Here is a 21,417-nt window from a genome sequence, read left to right as displayed (position 1 = left end):
AACCTCGCTTTATAGCTGATACTCGGAAGCTGCACACGCCTGTGAATACATGGACGTAACTTCCATAATTTTGTCTATAACCAGTTCGTGAGCACGGTTGGCCAGCGTCCCCTCTCGAACATGATGGTATTGGATAGGTAGGTACTGACTGAGCAGCGGTAAAGGAATCTCAATTGATTCAAGATTGCGCAATAGTATTTCAACGCCTTGCGCTACGCTTGAGTCCGGCCAGTAATAGCGAATGCGATCAGAGTAGCTATAGCTTCTTGCTAAGCGCTGCTCCATTTGGGCACCATGGTAGTAATCTTGCCAGTGATCAGGTTCAGCCTGCATAGCTAGCTCTAACACTTCACGTAGTCCTGAGCATGAGCGAGCTGAAATGATTTCTTCTTCTATACATGAGAGAGCGAATAGAGCTTCACGTAGAGCAAATGTGAGAGCTGGGCCAACTTTTAAAATGGCAAAATGATCCGCTACCAGCTGACGGTATGCGCTCGCCGTTTGATAATCTGTGGAATGAGCCTCAAACACCAAATTCTCATAGCCCTCAATCCATCGACTTAGCGCCCTTGCTTTCTCCGGTTGATAGTCGATGACACCACCGTTATCGAACTCAACACCAGGTTGGACAACAAGCCCTATGACCCGAGAACAAAGATCTGATAACTGGAGTTTTTCAAAAGCAGCCCAATGCGCTTGAAGTGTTTTTTCAGCAGCCGATGAGGTGGTAATGACAAGTTCATTTAGCGTGTCATTTGCTCCCCCTGGTACAGGAACTTCAGTCCCAATCACGTACAAAAGATCACTCTCGCCAAACTGTTCTTGGCAGGTTCTCTCTGCCACCATGGCTAACCTAGCCGCCCTTTGTGCGACAATATCATCGGACAAAGGAACGGGATCGCCAGCGCAAGACATGCTGCAATCAAGATGAATTTTCTTAAATCCGGCAGAGACATAGTCCGCTATTAGGATTTCAGCTTTCTCCATCGCGACAGTGGCTGTTTCTTTCTGCCAACGATTGGGGCCAAGGTGATCCCCGCCAAGAACTATGTACTTGCTTGGAAAACCATGCTCTCGTGCTATGTCATAAACAAACTGTTTAAAATCCTCTGGTGTCATGCCTGTATAGCCACCATATTGATCAACTTGGTTTGACGTTGCTTCAATAACCAATAAGCTCCCATCTTTTTTCGATTGGCGAATCGCCGCTTCAATTACAAATGGATGGGCAGAGCAAACAGAATAGACCCCCACGTTTTGCCCTCTTTGATGTGCATTGACAACACAACGCAACATTTCCATAAATCCCCCAGCAGAAAACCACAACCATAAACTTTCATTACCTTTCGATGTCAGATTATACCCACTCACCAAAAAATAAATAAAAAGAAAACGAAAGATTGAGGTAGTTCACAAATAAAAACCGAAATGAAAGAAAGGCAAACAAAGAGGCATAAAAAAATAGACAATACGCTTCCTATGCAGCTTATGAGACTTACTCATGGATAAAATGAAAGATATAGAAAGGAAACAAAAGGAACGTCACTTTTAATTTAAAGCACAACTTTCTATAATCGCTCTCAGTAAGCACAAGAGGCGGATACTTTAATGAAGAGTACAAGTGAGAGGCGTGAACAGACGCTTGCTATGATAAGAAAGCAAGGCAGTGTACAGGTTACTGACTTAGCAAAGTGGTTTGACGTGTCGACCGTGACAATACGTAATGATCTCGCTTTTCTTGAAAAACAAGGAATCATAACTAGAGCATATGGTGGTGCTTTTTTAAACGAGAGCAATACAGCTTATCCAGAGCATTCGTTCGAGGATAAAAGCCAACTGAATCCCAGCGTCAAGTCACAAATAGGCAAAGCGGCAGCAGAGCTCATCTGTGATGGAGACACCATAATTTTGGACTCAGGCACGACAACAAATTACATCGCAAACTGTATGTCTGACCTCAAAGACGTCATTGCTATGACGAATGGACTCAACATTGCTAATACGCTGATGCCAGCTCAAGGAGTCGAAGTGATTATGTTAGGTGGGCATCTTCGCAGGAAATCAATGTCTTTCTATGGTAGCCAGGCAGAGAAAACGCTAGAAAGCTATCACTTTAATAAACTATTTCTAGGAGTAGATGGGTTTGATCTCGCAAAAGGGATTACGACACATAACGAATACGAAGCACAACTAAACCGACGCATGTGTGACGTTGCTGATGAAATCATTGTTGTCACCGATTCAAGTAAATTTGGTCGGATTAGCTTGCACAAAATTCTAGAGCCGGGAAAAGTGAGTAAAGTGATCACCGATCAAGCCATTCCTGAATTTTATCTTGAAGGGCTCCAACAGGCAGGGATTGACGTGATTCTAATCAATGTTGACTAACCGCGCCAAAAAAGGAGGCAGAGCCTCCTTTCTTATTAGCAATAAAACCTTAACCTAGCGTCACCCGAGCAAACTTGCGTTTACCCACTTGGTAAACGGCTTCACCCGCGGCAGGCACTAACTTGGTATCTTCGACTTTTTCGCCATCAATTTTCACCGCGCCTTGGCGAACCATACGCAGCGCATCCGAGGTGGAGTTAACCAACCCCGCTTCTTTTAATAGGTTAGCAATCGCCATACCTTGCTCGAAGGTGAAGCTTGGCATTTCATCCGGCATCGCGCCTTTTTGGAAGCGATTGACGAACGTTTGCTCAGCGGCATCGGCGTCGGCTTCGGAGTGGAAACGCGCGATGATTTCTTTGGCTAGCAGGATCTTAATATCACGTGGGTTTTTACCCGCTTGTACGTCCTGCTTAAATTGGACGATTTCCTCGAGGGGACGGAAAGACAGCAGCTCATAGTAATCCCACATCAGATCGTCAGAAATCGACATGATTTTACCGAACATATCATCCGGGCGTTCGCTCACACCAATGTAGTTGTGTGCTGACTTCGACATCTTTTTAACGCCATCTAACCCAACCAGCAGTGGCATGGTCATCACCACTTGCGGCTTCTGTCCTGCTTGCTTTTGTAGCTCACGCCCCATCAGCAAATTGAACTTTTGGTCAGTGCCGCCCAGCTCAACGTCAGCTTCCAATGCCACCGAATCGTGCCCTTGAAGCAGTGGGTAGATAAACTCATGGATAGCAATGGCTTGGTTGCTGGTATAACGCTTTTTAAAGTCATCACGCTCAAGCATGCGAGCCACGGTCGAGCTTGCCGCCAAACGGATCATGCCATCTGTGCCCAACTCCCCTAGCCATTTCGAGTTGAATTCGATACGCGTTTTCGCCGGATCCAGAATTTTGAACACCTGCTCTTTATAGGTCTCTGCATTTTGCAGCACCTGTTCACGTGTCAATGGTGGACGGGTAGTATTTTTACCACTTGGGTCACCCACCATACCGGTATAATCACCAATCAAGAAGATCACTTCGTGGCCAAGCGCTTGAAAAGCTCGGAGCTTATTAAGGATCACTGTATGACCCAGGTGGATATCGGGTGCGGTGGGGTCCGCGCCAAGTTTGATGCGAAGAGGACGATCCTCTTTCAGCTTTGCCACCAGCTCGTCTTCCGGGATTACTTCATCTACGCCACGTTTTAGTTCTGCTAGCGCAGCTTCCAGGCTCGCCATAGTCTCTTGCTCCTACCCAATAGGCAAAAATGTGATAAACCGACATACTACTCGAATAGCGACAGTTTTTGAAACCAGTTAAACTGATAGAGTGTGTACAGGGTGCGCGCAGCGGCTGCCGTCAAAAGATGTTTGTGGTCTTTGTGTCAGCCGTGTCAAATCTACTTCAGGGCATCATCCCCAATAAAACCGATTGGGTGTCTGACTGTCATAACTTTATTCGTAGTGATTCAACATAGTCTTCATGCCGTTAAATAAACTCGCAGCCTTACCTAAGTTACATAAACTCGTTATCGGTGCATTGAGCGCATTCATTGTCTTATTAATCTTGGTACCAGACGGCGCCGATACGCCGCGCCCTAAACCTAATTTCGAACCGGGTAAACATTACCCTTTACCGGTTAAAGCTGTCTCATTACTGCCTCCCAAAGATGAGATGCCCGCGCAGTTTAAGCGCAATATCAACTGGCAAACCTATGAAGTGCAGCCTGGCGAGAGCATGGCGCTACTGTTCAGCCGTGCGGGATTAAGCCCAACGACCCTTTATCGCCTTGTGAATGCCGACGAAAGAACGCAAACCCTCGCTTACTTAAATCCAGGCGATGAAGTACGCCTAGGGGTAGACGATGACGGCGAACTGGTGCAGCTCATTCAGCCTCGAGGCAGTAATGAAACGCTGATCGTCAACAAAATTGATGATAGCTATCAATCACGTATTGAAACCAAGCACGTGGATACGCAGCTAAACTTTGCGCGCGCGACCATCAAGTCAAACTTCTGGCAAGCAGCCTCGGATGCTGGATTAAACCCAAATCAGATCATGCAATTGGCGGGGATCTTTGGTTGGGATGTGGATTTTGCCCTTGATATTCGCAATGGTGATAGCTTCTCCGTGTTGTATGAAGAAGAGTTTGTGGAAGGGGAGCATATTGGCAGTGGTAATATCCTCGCCGCGACCTTCACTAACCGAGGAGATACCTTTACGGCAGTACGCGCAAAAAATGGTAAGTACTACACGCCGAGTGGTAAAGCGATGAAAAAAGCGTTTTTACGCTCACCGGTTAACTTCCGCTATGTTAGCTCAAACTTCAACCCACGTCGTTTGCACCCGGTCACTGGTCGTGTCAAGCCTCACCGTGGTACCGACTATGTTGCGCCAGTGGGCACCCCCATTAAAGCAGCTGGGGACGGCGTGGTGATGAAAGCCTCGTATAACCGTTTCAACGGCAACTATGTGTTTATCCGCCACAGCTCGACCTATATCACCAAATATTTGCACCTGACCAAGCGTAAAGTGAAAACCGGCCAGCGAGTCAAACAAGGGGATATCATTGGTACGCTAGGCTCAACAGGGCGCGTGACGGGCGCACACTTGCACTATGAGTTTCTCGTCCATGGGGTACACAAAAACCCGCGGACGGTAAAGCTGCCTGAGGCGAAGTCGTTGCAAGGCGAACAGAAAAAGGCGTTTGTGCGACTGGCCGAATCGCGTATGGCTCAGCTAAGTAAGTTTAATCAGTTACTGGCCACCGTGGGCAGCTTGAATCATTACAACCGAGGTGGCTAATCGCCTTGGCGCATAAAAAACGGCGCTCAAAGGCGCCGTTTTTTTATCTCAAAAAGCTCAACGTCGCCATAAAAAGGTTAGACGCTAAACGATGCACCACAGCCACAGGTGGTCGTGGCATTGGGGTTATCAATGAAAAAGCGCGATCCTTCAAGGCCCTCAGTGTAGTCGACCTTACCGCCCATCAGGTACTGTAAGCTCATAGGATCAACCACCAGCATCACGCCGCTTTTTTCGATCTCCATATCCCCTTCATTGACGTTTTCATCGAAGGTAAAACCATATTGGAAGCCGCTACAGCCACCACCGGTGATATAGACGCGCAACTTCAGGTTGGGGTTTTCTTCTTCCTGAATCAGCGTCTTTACCTTGGTTGCCGCGGCCTCAGAAAACTCTAACGGCAAAGGTGCTTCGCTCATTGTTACCTCACATGCTCTTTGTGCTAAGTATGGGATTATCTAATACCTGAGTAAAGTGTTCAAGTATTGCGCGTTTGATCGCAACTGTGATCAGTACGTATTAATTGCCAATCTTGTCTTAACGAAATCATACTCTACCTCGCCAGTGTTCCGTATCTTTGGTTAAAATACGCCAACGCAATTTAGGCCAAGCCTTACCAAACAGGATATGTCATGACCAAATCAGCACAACTTTTTCAACAAGCTAGACGCACCATTCCCGGTGGCGTGAATTCTCCCGTGCGTGCTTTTGCCGGTGTCGGCGGCGACCCTGTCTTCATGGAGCGTGCTGACGGCGCGTATATTTTTGATGCCGACGGCAAAGCCTATATCGATTTTGTCGGCTCGTGGGGCCCGATGATCTTAGGCCATAATCACAGTGCTATCCGCGAAGCCGTGGTGGATGCCGCACAGCGTGGCCTCAGCTTTGGTGCGCCAACCGAGAGTGAAACAACCTTGTCGGAGCTGGTTGCAGAGCTAGTGCCTTCGATGGAAATGGTACGCATGGTGAACTCAGGCACTGAGGCGACCATGAGCGCTATTCGTCTTGCGCGCGGATTTACCAAACGCGATAAGTTCATTAAATTTGAGGGCAACTATCACGGCCATGGCGATTGCTTGCTGGTCAAAGCGGGGTCTGGTGCCCTCACCCTCGGTAAGCCCAACTCGCCAGGAGTGCCGGCCGACTTTGCCAAGCACACACTGACCTGCACCTATAACGATCTTGAGTCGGTACGCCACACATTCGAAACCTACCCTGAAGATGTTGCCTGTATCATTGTTGAGCCGGTATCGGGCAACATGAACTGTGTGCCGCCGCAACCGGGTTTCTTACAAGGCCTGCGCGAGCTGTGCGATGAGTTCGGTGCCTTACTGATTTTTGATGAAGTCATGACTGGCTTCCGCGTGGCATTAGGTGGCGCACAAACTTACTACGACGTAAAACCTGACTTAACCACACTGGGTAAAATTGTCGGTGGTGGTATGCCGGTGGGTGCCTTTGGCGGACGTCGCGAAGTGATGGAATACTTGGCACCGACAGGTCCGGTATACCAAGCGGGAACACTGGCGGGGAACCCCGTCGCCATGGCGGCCGGGCACGCCTGTTTGTCTGAGCTACGTCAGCCAGGTAACCACGATTACTTGACCCATGTTACCAATCAGCTCGCAGAAGGGTTTAAGTCCTTGGCTGACAAACACGGTATTGCGCTGACCACCAACCAAGCAGGCGCGATGTTTGGCTTCTTCTTCACCGAGCAAGAGACCGTCACCTGCTTTAAAGATGTGCAACAGTGTGACACCGAGCGCTTCAAGCGTTTCTTCCACTTAATGCTCGAGCAAGGGGTCTACTTGGCACCTTCCGCGTTTGAGGCCTGCTTTACCTGCTTAGCTCACGGTCAAAAAGAAGTGGACGCTACGCTCGCCGCGGCTGATCACGCTTTCGCGACATTGGCGGCTGACGCGTAAACCCATTACGACATCAGCGCGTATTTGCCCAGTAAAAAGGCCCCGCAGCATGCTGCGAGGCCTTTTTAGGTTAAAGCGGGGTGAATATTGCCCTTATGATCGGCACAACAATCGGAGACACATTAGAATATCGAGCGACCAATTCTCGCCGACAATAGCTCCAACGCGGCCGTCCCTGCCAGTGAATTACCAGAAGGGTCTAGCTCCGGCGACCAGACGGCAATCGACATCTCGCCAGGTACAATGGCAATAATGCCTCCCCCCACGCCAGACTTACCCGGCATGCCTACGCGATAAGCAAATTCACCCGCACCATCATACAAGCCACAAGTGGCCAATAAGGCATTCATCTGTTTACTTTGTGTAGGACTTAAAATCGCGGGGCTGTCAGACAGCGGTGTCCCTTTATTGGCCAGATAAAAGAACGCCTTCGCTAAATCGACACAGCTCATCTCTAACGCGCAGTAATGAAAGTAGTTGGTTAATACCGGCACAACATCGTTATCAAAGTTACCAAACGCGCGCATCAGGTACGCAATCGCCGCGTTTCTGTCACTGTGCAGCATTTCTGAATCCGCCACCCCTTTGTCATAACAAAGGTGCGGGTTGTCAGCGAGATGGCGAACAAACTCTAGCATACGTTGGCGCGGCGCAGATTGGCGCGTGTGTAGCATATCGCTGACCACCAAGGCACCGGCGTTAATAAAGGGATTACGTGGGATCCCTTGCTCCATCTCAAGCTGAATTAACGAGTTAAACGCTTGTCCCGAGGGCTCTTTGCCCACACGCGTCCAGATCTCCTCGGCTTGATAGTTTTGCATCGCCAGTGTCAGGCTCAACACCTTGGAGATCGATTGAATAGAGAATACCTCATCCGCATCACCGGCACGGATCACATCGCCATCGTTATAACACACGGCGATACCGAGCTTGTGATTAGCCACATCCGATAATGCCGGAATATAGTCAGCCACCTTGCCTTGTCCAATTAATGGCCGAACATCAGCAAGAATTTGCTCGAGTAATTGCGCACTGGGTTTCACCGGCAGGATCCTTCTACAACATAGGACAAAAAAGCCAACGCTAGGTTGGCTTTAAGCGTGTCTGTGACACCGAATCACACGCGCGTTTTTATGCGGTGCGCGTGTATTTGATATCCCAAACACCGTGGCCAAGACGCTGCCCACGCTGCTCAAATTTAGTGAGAGGACGATCGTCAGGGCGTGGCACATAAAGACCATCTTGCGCCACGTTCTGATAGTGAGGCGCAGCCTCCATCACGTCAATCATATGTTCGGCATAGTTTTCCCAGTCGGTCGCCATATGAAAAACGCCGCCCACTTTCAATTTGTCGCGTACCATTTCTGCAAATGGCAATTGGACAATGCGGCGCTTATGGTGACGTTTTTTATGCCAAGGGTCAGGGAAAAACAGCTGAACCGTGTCGAGGCTGTCTTTCGGCAACATTTGCTCAAACACCTCCACCGCATCATGACACATCACACGTAGATTGCTAACGCCCGCTTCGCGCGCGGCCATCAAACAAGCACCCACGCCTGGGGTGTGGACTTCAATACCCACAAAGTTTTTCTCAGGCGCATTTTTAGCCATCTCCACCAGGGATGCGCCCATACCAAAACCGATTTCCAGCACCACTGGGTTATCGTTGCCAAACACCTGCTGCCAATCCAGTTCGGTCGCCTCGAAGTCAATGCCCATGGTCGGCCAGGACTCGTTGAGCGCTTGCTCTTGGCCTTTGGTTAAACGGCCTTCGCGACGCACAAAGCTGCGTACTTTACGAATAACTTTGCCATCCTCGGTCAGTTCGGTTTTAGTGACTTCAGTCATGATTGAGTGCCTGTGATGCAGTGTTAGTGATGGTGGTGAAAAAGACCATCGATTGTTGGAAATCTAAACGGACTGCGCATTATGCAAAGTTTTCGCCATTGCGCAAGTTGGCAGCACGGATCCTATTAGTGCGCCCTCGGGTTAGTGTACCCTGTGACCTGCCTTTGTGCACGTGTGAGCAAAACAATAAGAGAGAGCACAGTGAGTCAATCTTTTTCCGACGCCATTTTAAACTGGTACGAGCAATATGGCCGTAAAACCCTGCCTTGGCAGCAAAACAAAACCCCGTATAAGGTCTGGCTCAGCGAGATCATGCTGCAGCAAACCCAAGTGAGCACGGTGATCCCATACTTTGAGCGCTTTATGACGCGCTTTCCAACAGTCACCGATTTAGCGAATGCCGAACAAGACGAAGTGTTGCACCTATGGACAGGACTTGGCTATTACGCCCGCGCGCGCAACCTACACAAAGCGGCACAAGTGATCGCACGCGAACACAACGGCGTGTTTCCTACCACGCTTGAGCAAGTCATGGCGCTACCTGGTGTCGGGCGCTCAACTGCCGGCGCGGTACTATCATTATCGCTTAATCAGCCCCACCCTATTTTGGATGGCAACGTCAAACGCACCTTGGCACGTTGCTATGCCATCGAGGGGTGGCCGGGAAAAAAGCCGGTAGAAAACAAGCTTTGGGACATCGCTGAGGCACTCACGCCCGCCACGGATACCGATAAATACAACCAAGCGATGATGGATATGGGTGCCATGGTCTGTACCCGCAGCAAGCCTAAGTGCGAACTTTGCCCAGTCGCAGAGCGCTGTGAAGCGCGCGCGCAAGGTCGTCAGCTTGATTTTCCCGGTAAAAAGCCCAAAAAGACTCTGCCCGTAAAGCAAGTCAGCTTTTTACTCATTCAATACCAAGACGATATCTGGTTAGAGCAGCGTCCGCCCAGTGGGCTATGGGGCGGGCTATGGTGCTTACCGGAAGCATCAGAGCATACACTTGATGTCGATATTACCGACAAGCTGCAGGGGATCAAACCGACTCACACTGAGGTGCTCACCGCGTTTAGACACACGTTTAGCCACTTTCACCTCGATATTGTCCCCGTCAAGGTGCGTGTTAATGAACGGCCGCAAATCATCATGGAAGCGAACCAAGGGCTTTGGTATAACTTGTCGCAACCAGCAAAAGTTGGGTTAGCCGCACCAGTGAAAAAGCTGTTAACCTTAGTAGAACACGAGCGCCAACAACATCTCACAGGCGATGACAAGGAGCCTAGATTATGAGCCGTACCGTATTTTGCCAACGTCTACAAAAAGAAGCCGACGGGCTAGATTTCCAGCTTTATCCCGGCGAGCTCGGCAAACGCATTTATGACAACATTTCCAAAGAAGCCTGGGCTGAGTGGCAGAAAAAGCAGACCATGCTCATTAACGAGAAAAAACTCAACATGATGGATCCTGAGCACCGTAAGGTGATCGAAGAAGAAATGGTGAAGTTTCTATTCGAAGGCCAAGATGTGCATATCGACGGTTATGTGCCACCCGAGGCCTAATTAACGCGGCCCCGTCCACACTCGGGCATTGCCAAGGCTACAAAGCACCCGCATTGTGTTAATCTCGGTGCGGGTGTTTTTTATACTAATGCAATAACGATGACGCGAATACTTTGCTTGTTGGTGTGCTGTTTTAGCACCTTGCTGTCCGGTTGTAGCCGCGAAAGCGTAGAAAAATACGTGGGCGTGGATTATCAAACCACCAATCGGTTTGCTAAAAATCTAGCGCCTATCCCCGGCCAGTTCGAAAAAGACATCGACGCCCTGAATCAACTGATTAGCCAGTTCACCGGCAACATTGAGGTGCGCTGGGGCGAAAACCAAGTGTTCGTGTCAGGCAAACGGGATTACGTCAAATACACGGACAATTACAAAAGTCGGGCGCGCATTGATTTTGAACGCGGTGTTATCCGCGTGGAAACCGTCGCCACTGATGCACCGAAGTCTCACCTCAAACAAGCCATCGTCACCACCTTACTCACGCCCCGAGATCCGGCTTCCGTCGATCTGTATTCTGCGGCGAAAGTGCCACTCAATGGACGCCCATTTCTCGAAGGACAAGTGGTGGATCATGAAGGAAAAACGATTACTTGGGAGTGGCGCGCCAATCGCTTTGCTAACTACCTAATTGACAAGCGGTTAAAAAAGAAAAAAGTGCGTTTTCAAAACATGTATTACGTCACCATTCCCATGGTGAACGATCATGTTGCCAAGCGCAGTTATCAATATGCCGATATCGTCCGCCGCGCATCCAAGCGTTACGGCATCTCTGAAAAACTGATTTATGCGATCATCAAAACCGAAAGCAGTTTTAATCCTTATGCAGTGAGTTGGGCCAATGCATATGGATTAATGCAGGTGGTTCCCAAAACGGCTGGCCGCGATGTATTCAAGCTGGTAAAGAAGCGTAGTGGTCAACCTACGCCTAAGTATCTTTTTGATCCTGAGCGAAATATTGATACAGGCACCGCCTATTTTTACATTCTCAAAAACCGCTATCTTAAAGCCGTGCGCGATCCACTCTCTCTGCACTACAGCATGATCTCCGCTTATAACGGCGGAACAGGGAATGTCCTGCGCACCTTTGATAGCAATAGACGCCGAGCCATGCAGGATTTAAACAAGCTGCGCCCGAATCAAGTCTATTGGGCATTGACTCACCGCCACCCCTCTTCGGAGTCTCGGCGCTACTTGCAAAAGGTCACCCGCTATCAAAAAGCGTTTTCTAAACTCCCCCAATAAAGGGTGATGAGCGCCGATTTTTGCTTGTTTTTATCGCACTTCGCTGGGTTTTTATCCAAACAATGCGATATCAGCACTTTTTTCAAAAAAACAGTTGACGGTGACACGGAAAATCCGTTTAATAGCGCCCCGTTAGCCCGGATAGCTCAGTCGGTAGAGCAGGGGATTGAAAATCCCCGTGTCGGTGGTTCGATTCCGCCTCCGGGCACCATATAATGAAATAATGGTGTGACACACAGTATTTCGCGATTTGTGTGCCGGCTTAGCTCAGTTGGTAGAGCAACTGACTTGTAATCAGTAGGTCGCCAGTTCGACTCCGGCAGCCGGCACCATTGCCTCGATAGCTCAGTTGGTAGAGCAGGGGATTGAAAATCCCCGTGTCGGTGGTTCGATTCCGCCTCGAGGCACCATTATTCCCCCATAGTTCAGTTGGTAGAACGGCGGACTGTTAATCCGTATGTCACTGGTTCGAGTCCAGTTGGGGGAGCCACATTTAAAGAAAGCGCTAACCGAAAGGTTGGCGCTTTTTTTGTTTGGCTATCGCCAAATGTGTCACTCATTCATTTGTAATTTGAATACCACATCGACTTGACGCCCCTCATCACTGTAAATGACTTCCTCACAGATTGATTGCACCAGAGTAATCCCTCGACCGGAAAGGCTATCTGCATCATGGTTTTTTTCATATAAGTGGTGCTGATAGTCAAATCCTGCGCCGCTGTGAGAGAGGCTCATACTAAAAACGCCTTGATCTGGCTGATAGGCTAAATCGAGCTTAATATAGTTATTACCGCTCAACTCATTAAGTTTGGTTTGTCGCTCGCTAAAGTAGTGAAATAAGCCATCTACATCGTCTTTACTCACCGACTGCATGCCTAAAATGCCATAGTCAAGCGCATTGGTGATAAGCTCTGACGCCACGGTACAAATCAAATCTAAGTCAGTACTCTCCCCGACCATCCCTTTTACACGGCCGCGCAAGTCCATAACAATATCCGCTTCTTTTAGCAAAGCGGTATCAAACACGATGTGAGTTGTTGAAGGGACGACCGAATAAGTCGCGCCCTTTTCGGAAAGCGGCTCACGAGGAGGGGCTATCAGCGGGAAGGTAAGCTCGAGCATCGACACATCATCCGTGACACCATTATCACCGGCAAAGGCGGTTAAGGTGCGTTTAGCTTGTGCTATCAAACTGCCTTGACAGCCACTTAAGGTACGAATAAGCCCAACTTCGCCCAACTGCTTACCTGAGATATTACGCGCTTCTGTCACGCCATCGGTCGCAAAAAACAGGCGCTGACCTGGCTGAAGTGCTAATCGAGTGATAGTAGCATCAAACTGCCCTTTTGCTTGTGCGCCTAATGCCATATGCCGACCTTGGTATGAGGCGAGTATTTGTCCGTGTTTATCCAGACAATAGGCATCGGGTAGTCCGCCACTCCAAACGTTAACCGTCAGACCATCTGGCATCACCTCTACCAACGCGCCGGCAAGTAGGGTGCCAACTGGCATAAAAGTACAGATATGCTCATTTATTTCAATGGCCATATCACCGACAGGCAACCCTCGTTTTGCCGTGGCGATAAAGGTTTTAACCGCAGGGATAGTACTGATAGCGGCGGGTAGGCCATGCCCAGTGGCATCCGCAATCATAATATAGAGTCCACCAAATGGTCGGCGGAGAACCATGGTCACATCACCATTAAAAAGGCTAAATGCGCCTGAGAACGTCTCCACACCCGGCACGCCATCAACATTGAATGACATCAAGCGTTCAAATATCTGGCTCGCCATAGCATGTTCGTAAACGGTGGTTTCTTGGAATTGCTTGAGTTGGTCGCGTTGATGGCTCACTTCTCGGAATAAGCGAACGTGGCGCAAATGCGTGCGTACTTTGGCGATTAGCACGGCGATGTCAACGGGTTTGCTGACAAAATCATCCCCAGCTTTCAAGCAGTTGGCAAAGATATCAGAATCACTCACCCCGGTAAGGAACACAATCGGCAACAATTTTTGCGGATAGCGATTCCTTACCTCTTGCGCCATGTCAAAGCCATTGAGCTTGGGCATATTCACATCTGAGATAATAAGATCAGGAAACATTCCAGGATCAATATTCTCGAGGAGCGATAACGCTTCTTGGCCATTCATCGCCATACTGATATTGTCTGTTTCGCTCTTTAATGCCGCGGCAATATAGTGTACTAATGCCGGCTCATCATCCACTACCAAGACGTTCATAGGCGCCTACTCACTCAATGTGGAATTTCTTTTCGAACTTGGCAATCAATAGCACCCGTTTTATCGCATCAGAGCAATTGACCAGTTTTATCGCACCATTTGGCTTATCAAGATAATCTTGCATATTGAGCAATATCCCAAGTCCCGCACTGTCCATATAAGTCGCTTCCCGTAAATCGACAATCACGTCCTTCCCTTTAAGATCCACATAGGCGTTACGCACTTCCTGAACTAAAGCGAAGTTAAACTCTCCCTTAACATGCAAAATAGCTTGTTTTCCATCACTCGATATGTCGCGCTTGATATTCATGAAGCATCCTTAAAATAATTCGATGTCACCCTCGTCCAACGAGGCTTGTTTCGCTGGCGCTCGCGCCGCAGACCCCGCCTTTTCCTCTATCTCATTGACCTGTTGGTTGAGCTGCTGCCAGTCGATGGTATCGTCCGCCATGGTGTTGATAATCAGCTCGTTGAGCTCTTCTAAGATGTGCAAGTTATCAAGTATGTGGCCACCTTGTTGCGACACGATGTCGGCGAACTGGAGATTTTTGATACAGGTGTTCACTTCACTTTGCACTTGCTCACCTAAAGAGGAAACACGTTCAATCTCTTTCCCAACTTCATCATTGACCTCTTTAACCCCTTCTAGGAGTGAGTCAATATAGTCTTTCGAACGGATAGACTCGGTCATATCAAGTGAGGCAATTTCGCCCACCGTCGCCTTGGTTTTATCGACGCTATCTTGAGCCAAGTCGATGTGTTTGTGGATTTCGGTATTCAGGTCGGTCGCTTTAATTGCTAAGGAGCGAACTTCTTGCGCTACCACCGCAAAGCTGCGCCCATTCTCCCCCGCACGCGCCGCTTCAATCGCTGCGTTAAGCGCCAATAAGTTGGTTTGTTCCGACATGGCTTGTACATCATCCAACAGCTGGAAGACTTCATTGAGCTTGCCGGACATCTCTTCGATGATGTAAATCGACGCCACGCTTTTATCACTGACCTTCACCATGATGTCGATATAGCCATCAATGGCTTTTTCAGTGGCAGGCAACACCTTAGTGAGACTGTATTCACTCTCATCATTATAGAGCAGCTCATTGGCCATTTTGGTGGCAGTGTTGACCTGATCACGACAGGCGCTTTGCATCGCGAAAAAGCTGTTGTTAAGGCTTTCTACCGAGTTATCAATCACCTCACGTTGGCGTGAGAGTTGCTCACGAATAGGCACGAGCTCAATAGAAAGAATATGGTGGATACGACGTAAAATTTGCTTGGGCTCATCGCTCTTCTCAGTGCTGTCAGATGCGCCGTGCTGAGTGATGGTTTGAGCTGTGTGGCGTAATTGCCACAGGTGCCAACTCATGCTGGCGAGCACAAGCCCAGCAAGCGCCATGGTCTGCCAAGACATTGACCAAAGCGCTAACGCAACCACGCTGACCATCGTCAGCGCGGGTGGCCAAATCAATGTGTAGCGATTAGCGTCCATATACGGCCTCCACTAAAAAATTTGCCACTTCGGTTAAACACAGCGTCTTTGTCGCGCCGCCAAGTTCGATCGCGACTCTGGGCATTCCCCATACCACAGAGCTGGCTTGGTCTTGCGCGGCGGTAAGTGCACCGGTTTGATACATTTGCAGCAAACCATTTGCGCCGTCTCTTCCCATCCCGGTTAATATCACACCGATAGATTTCTCTCCCACTGACTCGGCAATGGATGAGAACATTACATCGACTGAGGGACGATGCCGCTCAACCGGGTCACTATCAGAGAGGTGACAATACAAATGTCCTTGTCGATTAACGACGGTAAGATGTTGGTTTCCCGGTGCCACATACACATGCCCTTGTACCAAAGGCATCCTTTCCGACGTCACTTCTTCAACCTGCAAACGACACGCACGGTCTAACCGCTTGGCGAAAGGGCCACAAAATGCCGCTTTAATATGTTGGGTGACAACGATAGGTGGCATATGGGGAGGTAAGCGCTCAAGTACTCCACGCAATGCCTCGGTGCCGCCCGTTGATGCCCCTAATCCAATCACTTGATAGCCCCGGCGGTTGTAATGCTGACGATCGATGGTGACATTTGGCTGTTTATGCCAATGCTTTGTTTGTCCAACATTGGCCTGGGCGGCCGTTTTTACTTTGCTGACCAGCTCATCACGCTCGTGAGTGATCGCGGTGGCGCTGTTCGCTGAGGGCTTGGGCACATAATCCACCGCGCCGATTTCCAGTGCTGCTAAAGTGACATCTGCACCATGTTGAGTCAGCGTCGAGACCATAATCACGGGCATCGGCCGCAAACGCATCAGGTTTTTAAGAAACTGAATGCCATCCATTTTGGGCATTTCAACATCGAGTGTTATCACGTCTGGATTAAGCTTTTTAATCTTTTCACGCGCCTCATAGGGGTCTGCCGCCGCGCCAACCACTTCTAACTCAGCGTCACTTTCTAGGCATTCTCTTATCAAGGTGCGATAAAGCGGCGAGTCATCGACGACTAAGACTTTGTAGCGATATTGGCTCATCAGAATAGCTCCACATCTTGCTCGTCGGCGCCATCATCATAGGATTCTTGCAGCAAGCGCTGGTTGTATTGCGTTTCTTCCGCCACCAGCTCTTGTTGACTCAATGACTGGATTTTCTTTACCCACGCTTTTCCTGTACGAGGCTCGAATAACACCCGGCGCGGGAAAGCTAGTCCTAGATCTTCAGACACTAAAGGGAGTTGTTCATTGATGACGTACTGGCGGACAAAGTCGATATTCTTACGGCCAATGGCAATGTTTTGCCCCATGATATTTCCGCCACCAAACAGCTTGACCCGCAGACGGTTTTTCACCGCGCCTTGTTGCAGCAAAGAGTTGATCAGAATTTCCATCGCGTAGTTGCCATAGCGCGCGGCACGCGACAAATGCTGTTCGGGAGTCCAGGTGGATTCCGCCTCTTCACGCTTGAGTGGCAACATAAAATGGTTCATGCCTCCGATTTGGGACAAAGGATCCCAAATACACGCGGCAATACATGAGCCTAAGCCTGTGGCAATCAGCTCATCATCAGAGCTGACGTAAACATCGCCAGGCTGTAGCTTCACCATATGCTTATCGTGCTCGGGGCTGAAAAAACGTTTTAGCGTTTTCTCTTGCGCATGGTGATGTAATTCCAACGCTTGGTGCATATCACTCCCGTTTGCGATACATGGTGTGGCCTAAGTTATCGAACTTCTCTGCCATCTTTCCGATCCCTTCCGAGTGGCCGATAAAAAGCACGCCGCCAGGGACAAGCTGCTGCCAAAACCGCTCAATAAGCCGCTGCTGTGTATCGCGCTCAAAATAGATCATCACATTACGACAAAAGATCGCATCCATCGTATGCTTATGTGGCCACTCTCCTTTTAAATTCAGCTGCTTAAAACTGATCACATCACGAAGCAGACGTTTGGCCTTGAACAAGTCTTGCTTGATGCCTTTTCCTTTTAAAAAACCGTGTTGTAAATAGTTTTTGGGAATCGTATGTGCCACTTCCAAACTGTAGGTACCATTACTGGCAGTATTGAGCACCTGGGTATCTAAGTCGGTGGCAAGAATTTGTACATCTAACTGCCCTTCTAACATCCCATGCCCCGCGAGTACCGAGGCGATGGTATAGGGCTCTTCGCCCGTCGAGCAGCCCGCAGACCAAATCCGGATACGCTTTTGCTTAGCCGCCTGCCACTGGGGGATCAGTTGATGCGCTAAAAGCTCAAAATGATGACGCTCACGAAAGAACTGGGTTTTATTGGTGGTTAGCGCATTGATGAAGGCCACACGTTCGTCCTTGCTTTGCTCAACCAACGCAAAGTAATCATCAAAGGTCGCCATCCCTGTTCGTCGTAAACAACGCGCTAACCGACCATAAACCATGCTTTTCTTTTTATCAGCCAGAGAGATCCCCGTCTCATTCGCCATAAATGTCTGTACATATTTAAAATGGCGCTGGCTAAAGTCATAAGCGCCAGCCGACGAAGCATTCACTGGCGCAGACATGATTAAAACTCCTCCCACTCATCACTGACTTCATTGCTCGGCGCTTTTTGGCTGTTCACCGCCTTAAGGCGCGCTTTCGCGGCCTCACCATTGCGGTAACTATCACTGCTCGCTCTAGGCGCTGTCTTAGTCGTGTGAGTCGGGGTCACCTTGGGTTTAGTGCTTGGCGTTTGAATATCCACGAGCTTGTCAGCATCAATATCTACTTGGAAGAAGCCAATTAAGTTAATTAACTCCGCGCCTTCTTCTCTCATCGACTGGCTCGATGCAGCAGCTTCTTCAACCAATGCAGCGTTTTGCTGTGTCATTTGGTCCATACGTGCCACTGAGCGCGTGATTTCATCAATGCCTGTGGCTTGTTCTTGGCTCGCCGCATTGATTTTATCAATCAGCTGAGACACCTCGGAGACAGAGGCAACGATTTCCTCCAGCATTTCGCCAGATTCATCCACCAGCTTCGAGCCTTGAGTCACTTTCTCGACACTGTCTTTGATCAAGTCTTTGATCTCTTTCGCGGCGCCGGCACTGCGTTGTGCCAAATTGCGTACCTCACCCGCGACAACGGCAAAGCCACGCCCTTGTTCACCCGCACGCGCAGCCTCTACCGCCGCATTCAAAGCGAGCAAGTTGGTTTGGAAAGCAATTTCATCAATCACCCCAATGATATCGGCGATTTTCTTACTGGCATCGTTAATTTCAGCCATTGCATCCACGGTCTCTTTGACCACTTCACCGCCTTTACGCGCTTTTTCGCTAGCTTTACTGGAGAGCGTGTTGGCCGATGATGCACTTTCCGCATTCTGCTTCACCGTGGCCGTCATTTGCTCCATACTTGCTGCGGTTTCTTGCAGATTAGCCGCCTGCTCTTCAGTGCGCTCACTCAAATCGTTATTCCCCTCAGCAATTTCTGCTGAGGCTGACGCCACCCGTGCCGATGAATGGGTGATCTTTTCAACCATATTGCGAACGTTATTAATCGAGGCATTGACCGCTTGGCTGAGATCTTCGAAATCGCCTTTGTAATCTTCCGGCATGGTCGCTTTGAGATCCCCTTTCGAGACCCCTCGCATCACGCGAATACACTCGTTAAGCGGGTCAACGAAGCTATCCAATAACTGGTTTATCCCCTTACCGAGTTTTGCCATCGAACCACGGTACTTACTGGTATTCATTCGGTCGCTCAGATTACCATCCGCCGCTTTGGCGATAAGACGCTCGACTTGGCGCTGGCCATCCATTTGCTCGGTAATGTCTTCCCATTGCAGCGCAGGGCCAATGTACTCATCGTCATCGTCATAAAGGGCAATACAATTGAGCGCAAATTCCAGCTCTCCAACCGTAATTTCCGCTTTAAATGGCATCCGGTCTGGGTTGGCAATCACAGACTGTTGGTGCGCCGGGTTTTTGTGGAATTGGTCAATGCTGGTACCGACCAGCTTATCGGCAGCAAAGCCTGGGAAGATCTCGCGCATTTCATCTTCACGGCTATTAAACAGATCGGTGACTGCAGGGTTAAGGTAGCGAATGATGCCGTCTTTGTCCGCGAGCATCACATTGGTGGTCATTCCCTCAACCACGGCCGCCAATAATGAACGTTCTGACTCTTTCTTACGTCTTTCAGTGACATCACGCCACTCAATCGTGGTACCAACATGCTTACCGTGACGGTCGTAGCTGGCGGTGGCATGAAACTCAAAGCGCGCATCTTTAAAGCGAATATCCCGATTGATAGGCATCTTATCAGGGGTGTGAAAGGTTTCGCGCTGCAGTTGAGGGAACAGATAATCAATGTGTTTGCCAAGGATATCGTCACGGCTGGCAACAAAGGCACTGTTTTTCGCCCGGAAGGTTTTCTCATGTTGTTTACACAGTTTCACCGCTTGCTCATTCACATGGGTGATTTCGCCATGGAGCCCTAACAATACAAAAGCACTGTGGGTGTTATCTAAGGCTCCTTTTAAGCGTTGGTGCTCCTCCGTTTGGTGGGCGCGCGCCGTCACATCGCAAAGTTCCACGCTGTAGCCTTGCCCATCAGCGACTTTACTGGCCGACACACGCAACTTGCCCGCACCTAACTCGATAGTTTGGACGGATGGTTTATCATCAATAAGCTGCTGCCACTGTTGGTAGTCCACTAAATCCGCCGCGAATATGCTGCTCATTGGCTTACCAAATAACACCTCACTTTGCGCGGTGAAATCGACATTGCCGTGCTCGCGAATCGCTGCCTGATAACATTGCAACAGTTGCAGCGCACGTCGATTAATCAAGGTGACGTGCTGCTGACTGTCGAGCATAACAAGTGCAGCAGGCGCGACATTAAGTGCCGCTAACAGCTGCACATTTTGCTTGGTCTGTTGGTTGTCTTGCTGTACTTCCCTTTTAAACCACGCCATATTCTAGTCCTCGTTTGCGCTTTCCGGTTGTGCGCTTTGTTGTAACTGATCAAAGTCGAACAACTGTTCCAAGTTAATCAACACCAGGTGCCTGTCATTCACTGACGCAATGCCTTCCATGTACCACTCATCGTGTTGATGCAGTCCAGGAGGGGCTTTAATTTGCTCTTTTTCCAAGTTGTGCACTTCAGCCACCGCATCCACCACGATACCGAGCGACACCCCTTGTTGGTTGCGAACAATAATGATGACGCTCATAGCGGTGAGCGTCGCTGGCGTCATACCAAAGCACTGGCGGATATCCATAATGGGGATGTATTCGCCCCGAAGCTCCAACACTCCCAGCATATGCGGCAGCGTGTTGGGGATTCGACGGACTTCCGACCATCCTCTGACTTCTTTCACATCGAGAATATGGACGCCGTATTCTTCATCCTCGAGTAAGAAACTTAAGTATTCTCGCGATTGCGCCATATCCTCACCTATATCCATCGCTCGATACGCAACAACTCATCCACATTCACCAACGACATCACCCGCTCGCCGACATTGAGCAGGCCACTGACATAAGCAATCACCTGAGAATCACCAAACGGAGGCATAATCTGTCCCTCCCCTTGGTCAACCACATCGGAAACGGCATCGACTACTACGCCCATCACCTTGTTATTGGCTACCTCACTGGCGCGCAAAATCAGCACCACGGTTTCTCGGTGATAATCGACCTGTTTGGCCTGAAAGCGAATACGTAAATCCATCACGGGCACTATCATTCCGCGTAGGTTGATCACGCCCAAGATAAAGGCGGGCGAGCGCGGGATCAGTGTCGGTGACTCCCACACCCGAATCTCCTCTACCGTTTGGATATCCACGCCATACAACTCACCATCGAGCTCGAAGCTCAGATAGTCACTGCCTTGCAGTTGCTCAACACGGTCATCAATATCCAGCGCATTGTCTGATTCCATTACCGTCTGCATATTCCCTCC

General features: G+C 49.4%; 20 protein-coding genes and 4 tRNA genes. 10 read left to right on the top strand and 14 right to left on the bottom strand.

The genetic code is table 11. The annotated features are described in order from the left end of the window. Window positions 1-9 precede the first annotated feature (9 nt). Complete coding sequence (locus tag BZG23_RS03120) at window positions 10-1,302, bottom strand: D-tagatose-bisphosphate aldolase, class II, non-catalytic subunit (RefSeq protein WP_046074038.1); 1,293 nt, start codon at window positions 1,300-1,302, stop codon at window positions 10-12. A 306-nt stretch (window positions 1,303-1,608) separates the two neighbouring features. Here BZG23_RS03120 and agaR point away from each other — a divergent pair, with 306 nt between their 5' ends. Further along, window positions 1,609-2,388, top strand: coding sequence for a transcriptional repressor AgaR (gene agaR, locus BZG23_RS03115; protein WP_046074037.1), 780 nt, complete (start codon window positions 1,609-1,611; stop codon window positions 2,386-2,388). A gap of 49 nt (window positions 2,389-2,437) precedes the next feature. Here agaR and tyrS read toward each other — a convergent pair whose 3' ends face one another. Next, window positions 2,438-3,625, bottom strand: a complete 1,188-nt coding sequence (gene tyrS, locus BZG23_RS03110) for a tyrosine--tRNA ligase (protein WP_046074036.1) — start codon at window positions 3,623-3,625, stop codon at window positions 2,438-2,440. A gap of 244 nt (window positions 3,626-3,869) precedes the next feature. On the opposite strand from tyrS, the gene BZG23_RS03105 reads away from it, so the two are divergent. Then, on the top strand, window positions 3,870-5,192 hold the full coding sequence (locus BZG23_RS03105) for a peptidoglycan DD-metalloendopeptidase family protein (RefSeq protein WP_046074035.1): 1,323 nt from the start codon (window positions 3,870-3,872) through the stop codon (window positions 5,190-5,192). Window positions 5,193-5,269: 77 nt separating this feature from the next. On the opposite strand, the gene erpA is transcribed toward BZG23_RS03105, so the two are convergent. Then, window positions 5,270-5,611 carry an iron-sulfur cluster insertion protein ErpA gene (gene erpA / locus BZG23_RS03100; protein ID WP_021022145.1) on the bottom strand — a complete coding sequence of 114 codons (342 nt, stop codon included), beginning with the start codon at window positions 5,609-5,611 and terminating at the stop codon, window positions 5,270-5,272. A 213-nt stretch (window positions 5,612-5,824) separates the two neighbouring features. On the opposite strand from erpA, the gene hemL reads away from it, so the two are divergent. Continuing rightward, a complete protein-coding gene (gene hemL, locus BZG23_RS03095; protein WP_077606123.1) occupies window positions 5,825-7,117 on the top strand; it encodes a glutamate-1-semialdehyde 2,1-aminomutase in 1,293 nt (430 codons plus the stop codon). A gap of 122 nt (window positions 7,118-7,239) precedes the next feature. Here hemL and glsB read toward each other — a convergent pair whose 3' ends face one another. Both glsB and trmB read right to left on the bottom strand, forming a co-directional pair. Beyond that, complete coding sequence (gene glsB, locus BZG23_RS03090) at window positions 7,240-8,160, bottom strand: glutaminase B (RefSeq protein WP_077606122.1); 921 nt, start codon at window positions 8,158-8,160, stop codon at window positions 7,240-7,242. An 88-nt stretch (window positions 8,161-8,248) separates the two neighbouring features. Beyond that, window positions 8,249-8,965 carry a tRNA (guanosine(46)-N7)-methyltransferase TrmB gene (trmB, locus tag BZG23_RS03085; RefSeq protein ID WP_077606121.1) on the bottom strand — a complete coding sequence of 239 codons (717 nt, stop codon included), beginning with the start codon at window positions 8,963-8,965 and terminating at the stop codon, window positions 8,249-8,251. A 201-nt stretch (window positions 8,966-9,166) separates the two neighbouring features. On the opposite strand from trmB, the gene mutY reads away from it, so the two are divergent. From mutY to BZG23_RS03050, 7 genes are all read left to right on the top strand, one after another. After that, window positions 9,167-10,255, top strand: coding sequence for an A/G-specific adenine glycosylase (gene mutY, locus BZG23_RS03080; RefSeq protein ID WP_077606120.1), 1,089 nt, complete (start codon window positions 9,167-9,169; stop codon window positions 10,253-10,255). Continuing rightward, complete coding sequence (locus BZG23_RS03075; protein WP_046074030.1) at window positions 10,252-10,524, top strand: oxidative damage protection protein; 273 nt, start codon at window positions 10,252-10,254, stop codon at window positions 10,522-10,524. Before mutY ends, BZG23_RS03075 begins: the two co-directional genes overlap by 4 nt. 99 nt (window positions 10,525-10,623) lie before the next feature. Next, window positions 10,624-11,766 (top strand): membrane-bound lytic murein transglycosylase MltC, encoded by a 1,143-nt coding sequence (gene mltC / locus BZG23_RS03070; protein ID WP_108743034.1) that lies wholly within the window; start codon window positions 10,624-10,626, stop codon window positions 11,764-11,766. Window positions 11,767-11,901: 135 nt separating this feature from the next. After that, window positions 11,902-11,977: transfer RNA gene (locus tag BZG23_RS03065), tRNA-Phe, on the top strand. A 45-nt stretch (window positions 11,978-12,022) separates the two neighbouring features. Further along, window positions 12,023-12,098, top strand: a tRNA-Thr gene (locus tag BZG23_RS03060). A 2-nt stretch (window positions 12,099-12,100) separates the two neighbouring features. Continuing rightward, window positions 12,101-12,176: transfer RNA gene (locus BZG23_RS03055), tRNA-Phe, on the top strand. A 4-nt stretch (window positions 12,177-12,180) separates the two neighbouring features. Then, window positions 12,181-12,256 (top strand) — tRNA-Asn (locus BZG23_RS03050). A gap of 62 nt (window positions 12,257-12,318) precedes the next feature. Here BZG23_RS03050 and BZG23_RS03045 read toward each other — a convergent pair. Genes BZG23_RS03045 through BZG23_RS03005 form a run of 9 tightly spaced genes read right to left on the bottom strand, consistent with a single transcriptional unit; the run spans window position 12,319 to window position 21,408 of the window. Continuing rightward, entirely contained in the window at window positions 12,319-14,007 is a 1,689-nt protein-coding gene (locus tag BZG23_RS03045) for a SpoIIE family protein phosphatase (protein WP_077606119.1), read from the bottom strand. 10 nt (window positions 14,008-14,017) lie between these two features. Next, window positions 14,018-14,317, bottom strand: a complete 300-nt coding sequence (locus BZG23_RS03040) for an STAS domain-containing protein (RefSeq protein WP_077606118.1) — start codon at window positions 14,315-14,317, stop codon at window positions 14,018-14,020. Between the two features lie 9 nt (window positions 14,318-14,326). Then, complete coding sequence (locus BZG23_RS03035; protein ID WP_077606117.1) at window positions 14,327-15,493, bottom strand: methyl-accepting chemotaxis protein; 1,167 nt, start codon at window positions 15,491-15,493, stop codon at window positions 14,327-14,329. Beyond that, the gene (locus tag BZG23_RS03030; protein ID WP_077606116.1) at window positions 15,483-16,535 is read right to left on the bottom strand and encodes a protein-glutamate methylesterase/protein-glutamine glutaminase; all 1,053 of its coding nucleotides are present in this window, start codon (window positions 16,533-16,535) and stop codon (window positions 15,483-15,485) included. Before BZG23_RS03030 ends, BZG23_RS03035 begins: the two co-directional genes overlap by 11 nt. Further along, a complete protein-coding gene (locus BZG23_RS03025; protein ID WP_077606115.1) occupies window positions 16,535-17,185 on the bottom strand; it encodes a chemotaxis protein CheD in 651 nt (216 codons plus the stop codon). The genes BZG23_RS03030 and BZG23_RS03025 overlap by 1 nt, the downstream gene beginning before the upstream one ends. A gap of 1 nt (window position 17,186) precedes the next feature. Continuing rightward, window positions 17,187-18,032 carry a CheR family methyltransferase gene (locus BZG23_RS03020; RefSeq protein WP_077606114.1) on the bottom strand — a complete coding sequence of 282 codons (846 nt, stop codon included), beginning with the start codon at window positions 18,030-18,032 and terminating at the stop codon, window positions 17,187-17,189. A gap of 2 nt (window positions 18,033-18,034) precedes the next feature. Continuing rightward, entirely contained in the window at window positions 18,035-20,428 is a 2,394-nt protein-coding gene (locus BZG23_RS03015) for a methyl-accepting chemotaxis protein (protein ID WP_077606113.1), read from the bottom strand. Between the two features lie 3 nt (window positions 20,429-20,431). Continuing rightward, a complete protein-coding gene (locus BZG23_RS03010) occupies window positions 20,432-20,902 on the bottom strand; it encodes a chemotaxis protein CheW (RefSeq protein ID WP_046074021.1) in 471 nt (156 codons plus the stop codon). 8 nt (window positions 20,903-20,910) lie between these two features. After that, a complete protein-coding gene (locus BZG23_RS03005; RefSeq protein ID WP_077606112.1) occupies window positions 20,911-21,408 on the bottom strand; it encodes a chemotaxis protein CheW in 498 nt (165 codons plus the stop codon). Window positions 21,409-21,417: the final 9 nt, after the last annotated feature.

This window comes from Salinivibrio sp. ML290 (assembly GCF_001995695.1).
Lineage (GTDB): Bacteria > Pseudomonadota > Gammaproteobacteria > Enterobacterales > Vibrionaceae > Salinivibrio > Salinivibrio siamensis.
Note: the sequence above shows the minus strand (reverse complement) of the source record. Positions and strands in the feature narration are given on the sequence as shown.

What these genes read in the sequence shown, in the direction of transcription:
- BZG23_RS03120 (WP_046074038.1), bottom strand. Translation starts at nt 1,302, where the DNA reads ATGGAAATGTTGCGTTGTGTTGTCAATGCACATCAAAGAGGGCAAAAC.
- agaR (WP_046074037.1), top strand. Translation starts at nt 1,609, where the DNA reads ATGAAGAGTACAAGTGAGAGGCGTGAACAGACGCTTGCTATGATAAGA.
- tyrS (WP_046074036.1), bottom strand. Translation starts at nt 3,625, where the DNA reads ATGGCGAGCCTGGAAGCTGCGCTAGCAGAACTAAAACGTGGCGTAGAT.
- BZG23_RS03105 (WP_046074035.1), top strand. Translation starts at nt 3,870, where the DNA reads ATGCCGTTAAATAAACTCGCAGCCTTACCTAAGTTACATAAACTCGTT.
- erpA (WP_021022145.1), bottom strand. Translation starts at nt 5,611, where the DNA reads ATGAGCGAAGCACCTTTGCCGTTAGAGTTTTCTGAGGCCGCGGCAACC.
- hemL (WP_077606123.1), top strand. Translation starts at nt 5,825, where the DNA reads ATGACCAAATCAGCACAACTTTTTCAACAAGCTAGACGCACCATTCCC.
- trmB (WP_077606121.1), bottom strand. Translation starts at nt 8,965, where the DNA reads ATGACTGAAGTCACTAAAACCGAACTGACCGAGGATGGCAAAGTTATT.
- BZG23_RS03075 (WP_046074030.1), top strand. Translation starts at nt 10,252, where the DNA reads ATGAGCCGTACCGTATTTTGCCAACGTCTACAAAAAGAAGCCGACGGG.
- mltC (WP_108743034.1), top strand. Translation starts at nt 10,624, where the DNA reads ATGACGCGAATACTTTGCTTGTTGGTGTGCTGTTTTAGCACCTTGCTG.
- BZG23_RS03045 (WP_077606119.1), bottom strand. Translation starts at nt 14,007, where the DNA reads ATGAACGTCTTGGTAGTGGATGATGAGCCGGCATTAGTACACTATATT.
- BZG23_RS03040 (WP_077606118.1), bottom strand. Translation starts at nt 14,317, where the DNA reads ATGAATATCAAGCGCGACATATCGAGTGATGGAAAACAAGCTATTTTG.
- BZG23_RS03035 (WP_077606117.1), bottom strand. Translation starts at nt 15,493, where the DNA reads ATGGACGCTAATCGCTACACATTGATTTGGCCACCCGCGCTGACGATG.
- BZG23_RS03030 (WP_077606116.1), bottom strand. Translation starts at nt 16,535, where the DNA reads ATGAGCCAATATCGCTACAAAGTCTTAGTCGTCGATGACTCGCCGCTT.
- BZG23_RS03025 (WP_077606115.1), bottom strand. Translation starts at nt 17,185, where the DNA reads ATGCACCAAGCGTTGGAATTACATCACCATGCGCAAGAGAAAACGCTA.
- BZG23_RS03020 (WP_077606114.1), bottom strand. Translation starts at nt 18,032, where the DNA reads ATGTCTGCGCCAGTGAATGCTTCGTCGGCTGGCGCTTATGACTTTAGC.
- BZG23_RS03015 (WP_077606113.1), bottom strand. Translation starts at nt 20,428, where the DNA reads ATGGCGTGGTTTAAAAGGGAAGTACAGCAAGACAACCAACAGACCAAG.
- BZG23_RS03010 (WP_046074021.1), bottom strand. Translation starts at nt 20,902, where the DNA reads ATGGCGCAATCGCGAGAATACTTAAGTTTCTTACTCGAGGATGAAGAA.
- BZG23_RS03005 (WP_077606112.1), bottom strand. Translation starts at nt 21,408, where the DNA reads ATGCAGACGGTAATGGAATCAGACAATGCGCTGGATATTGATGACCGT.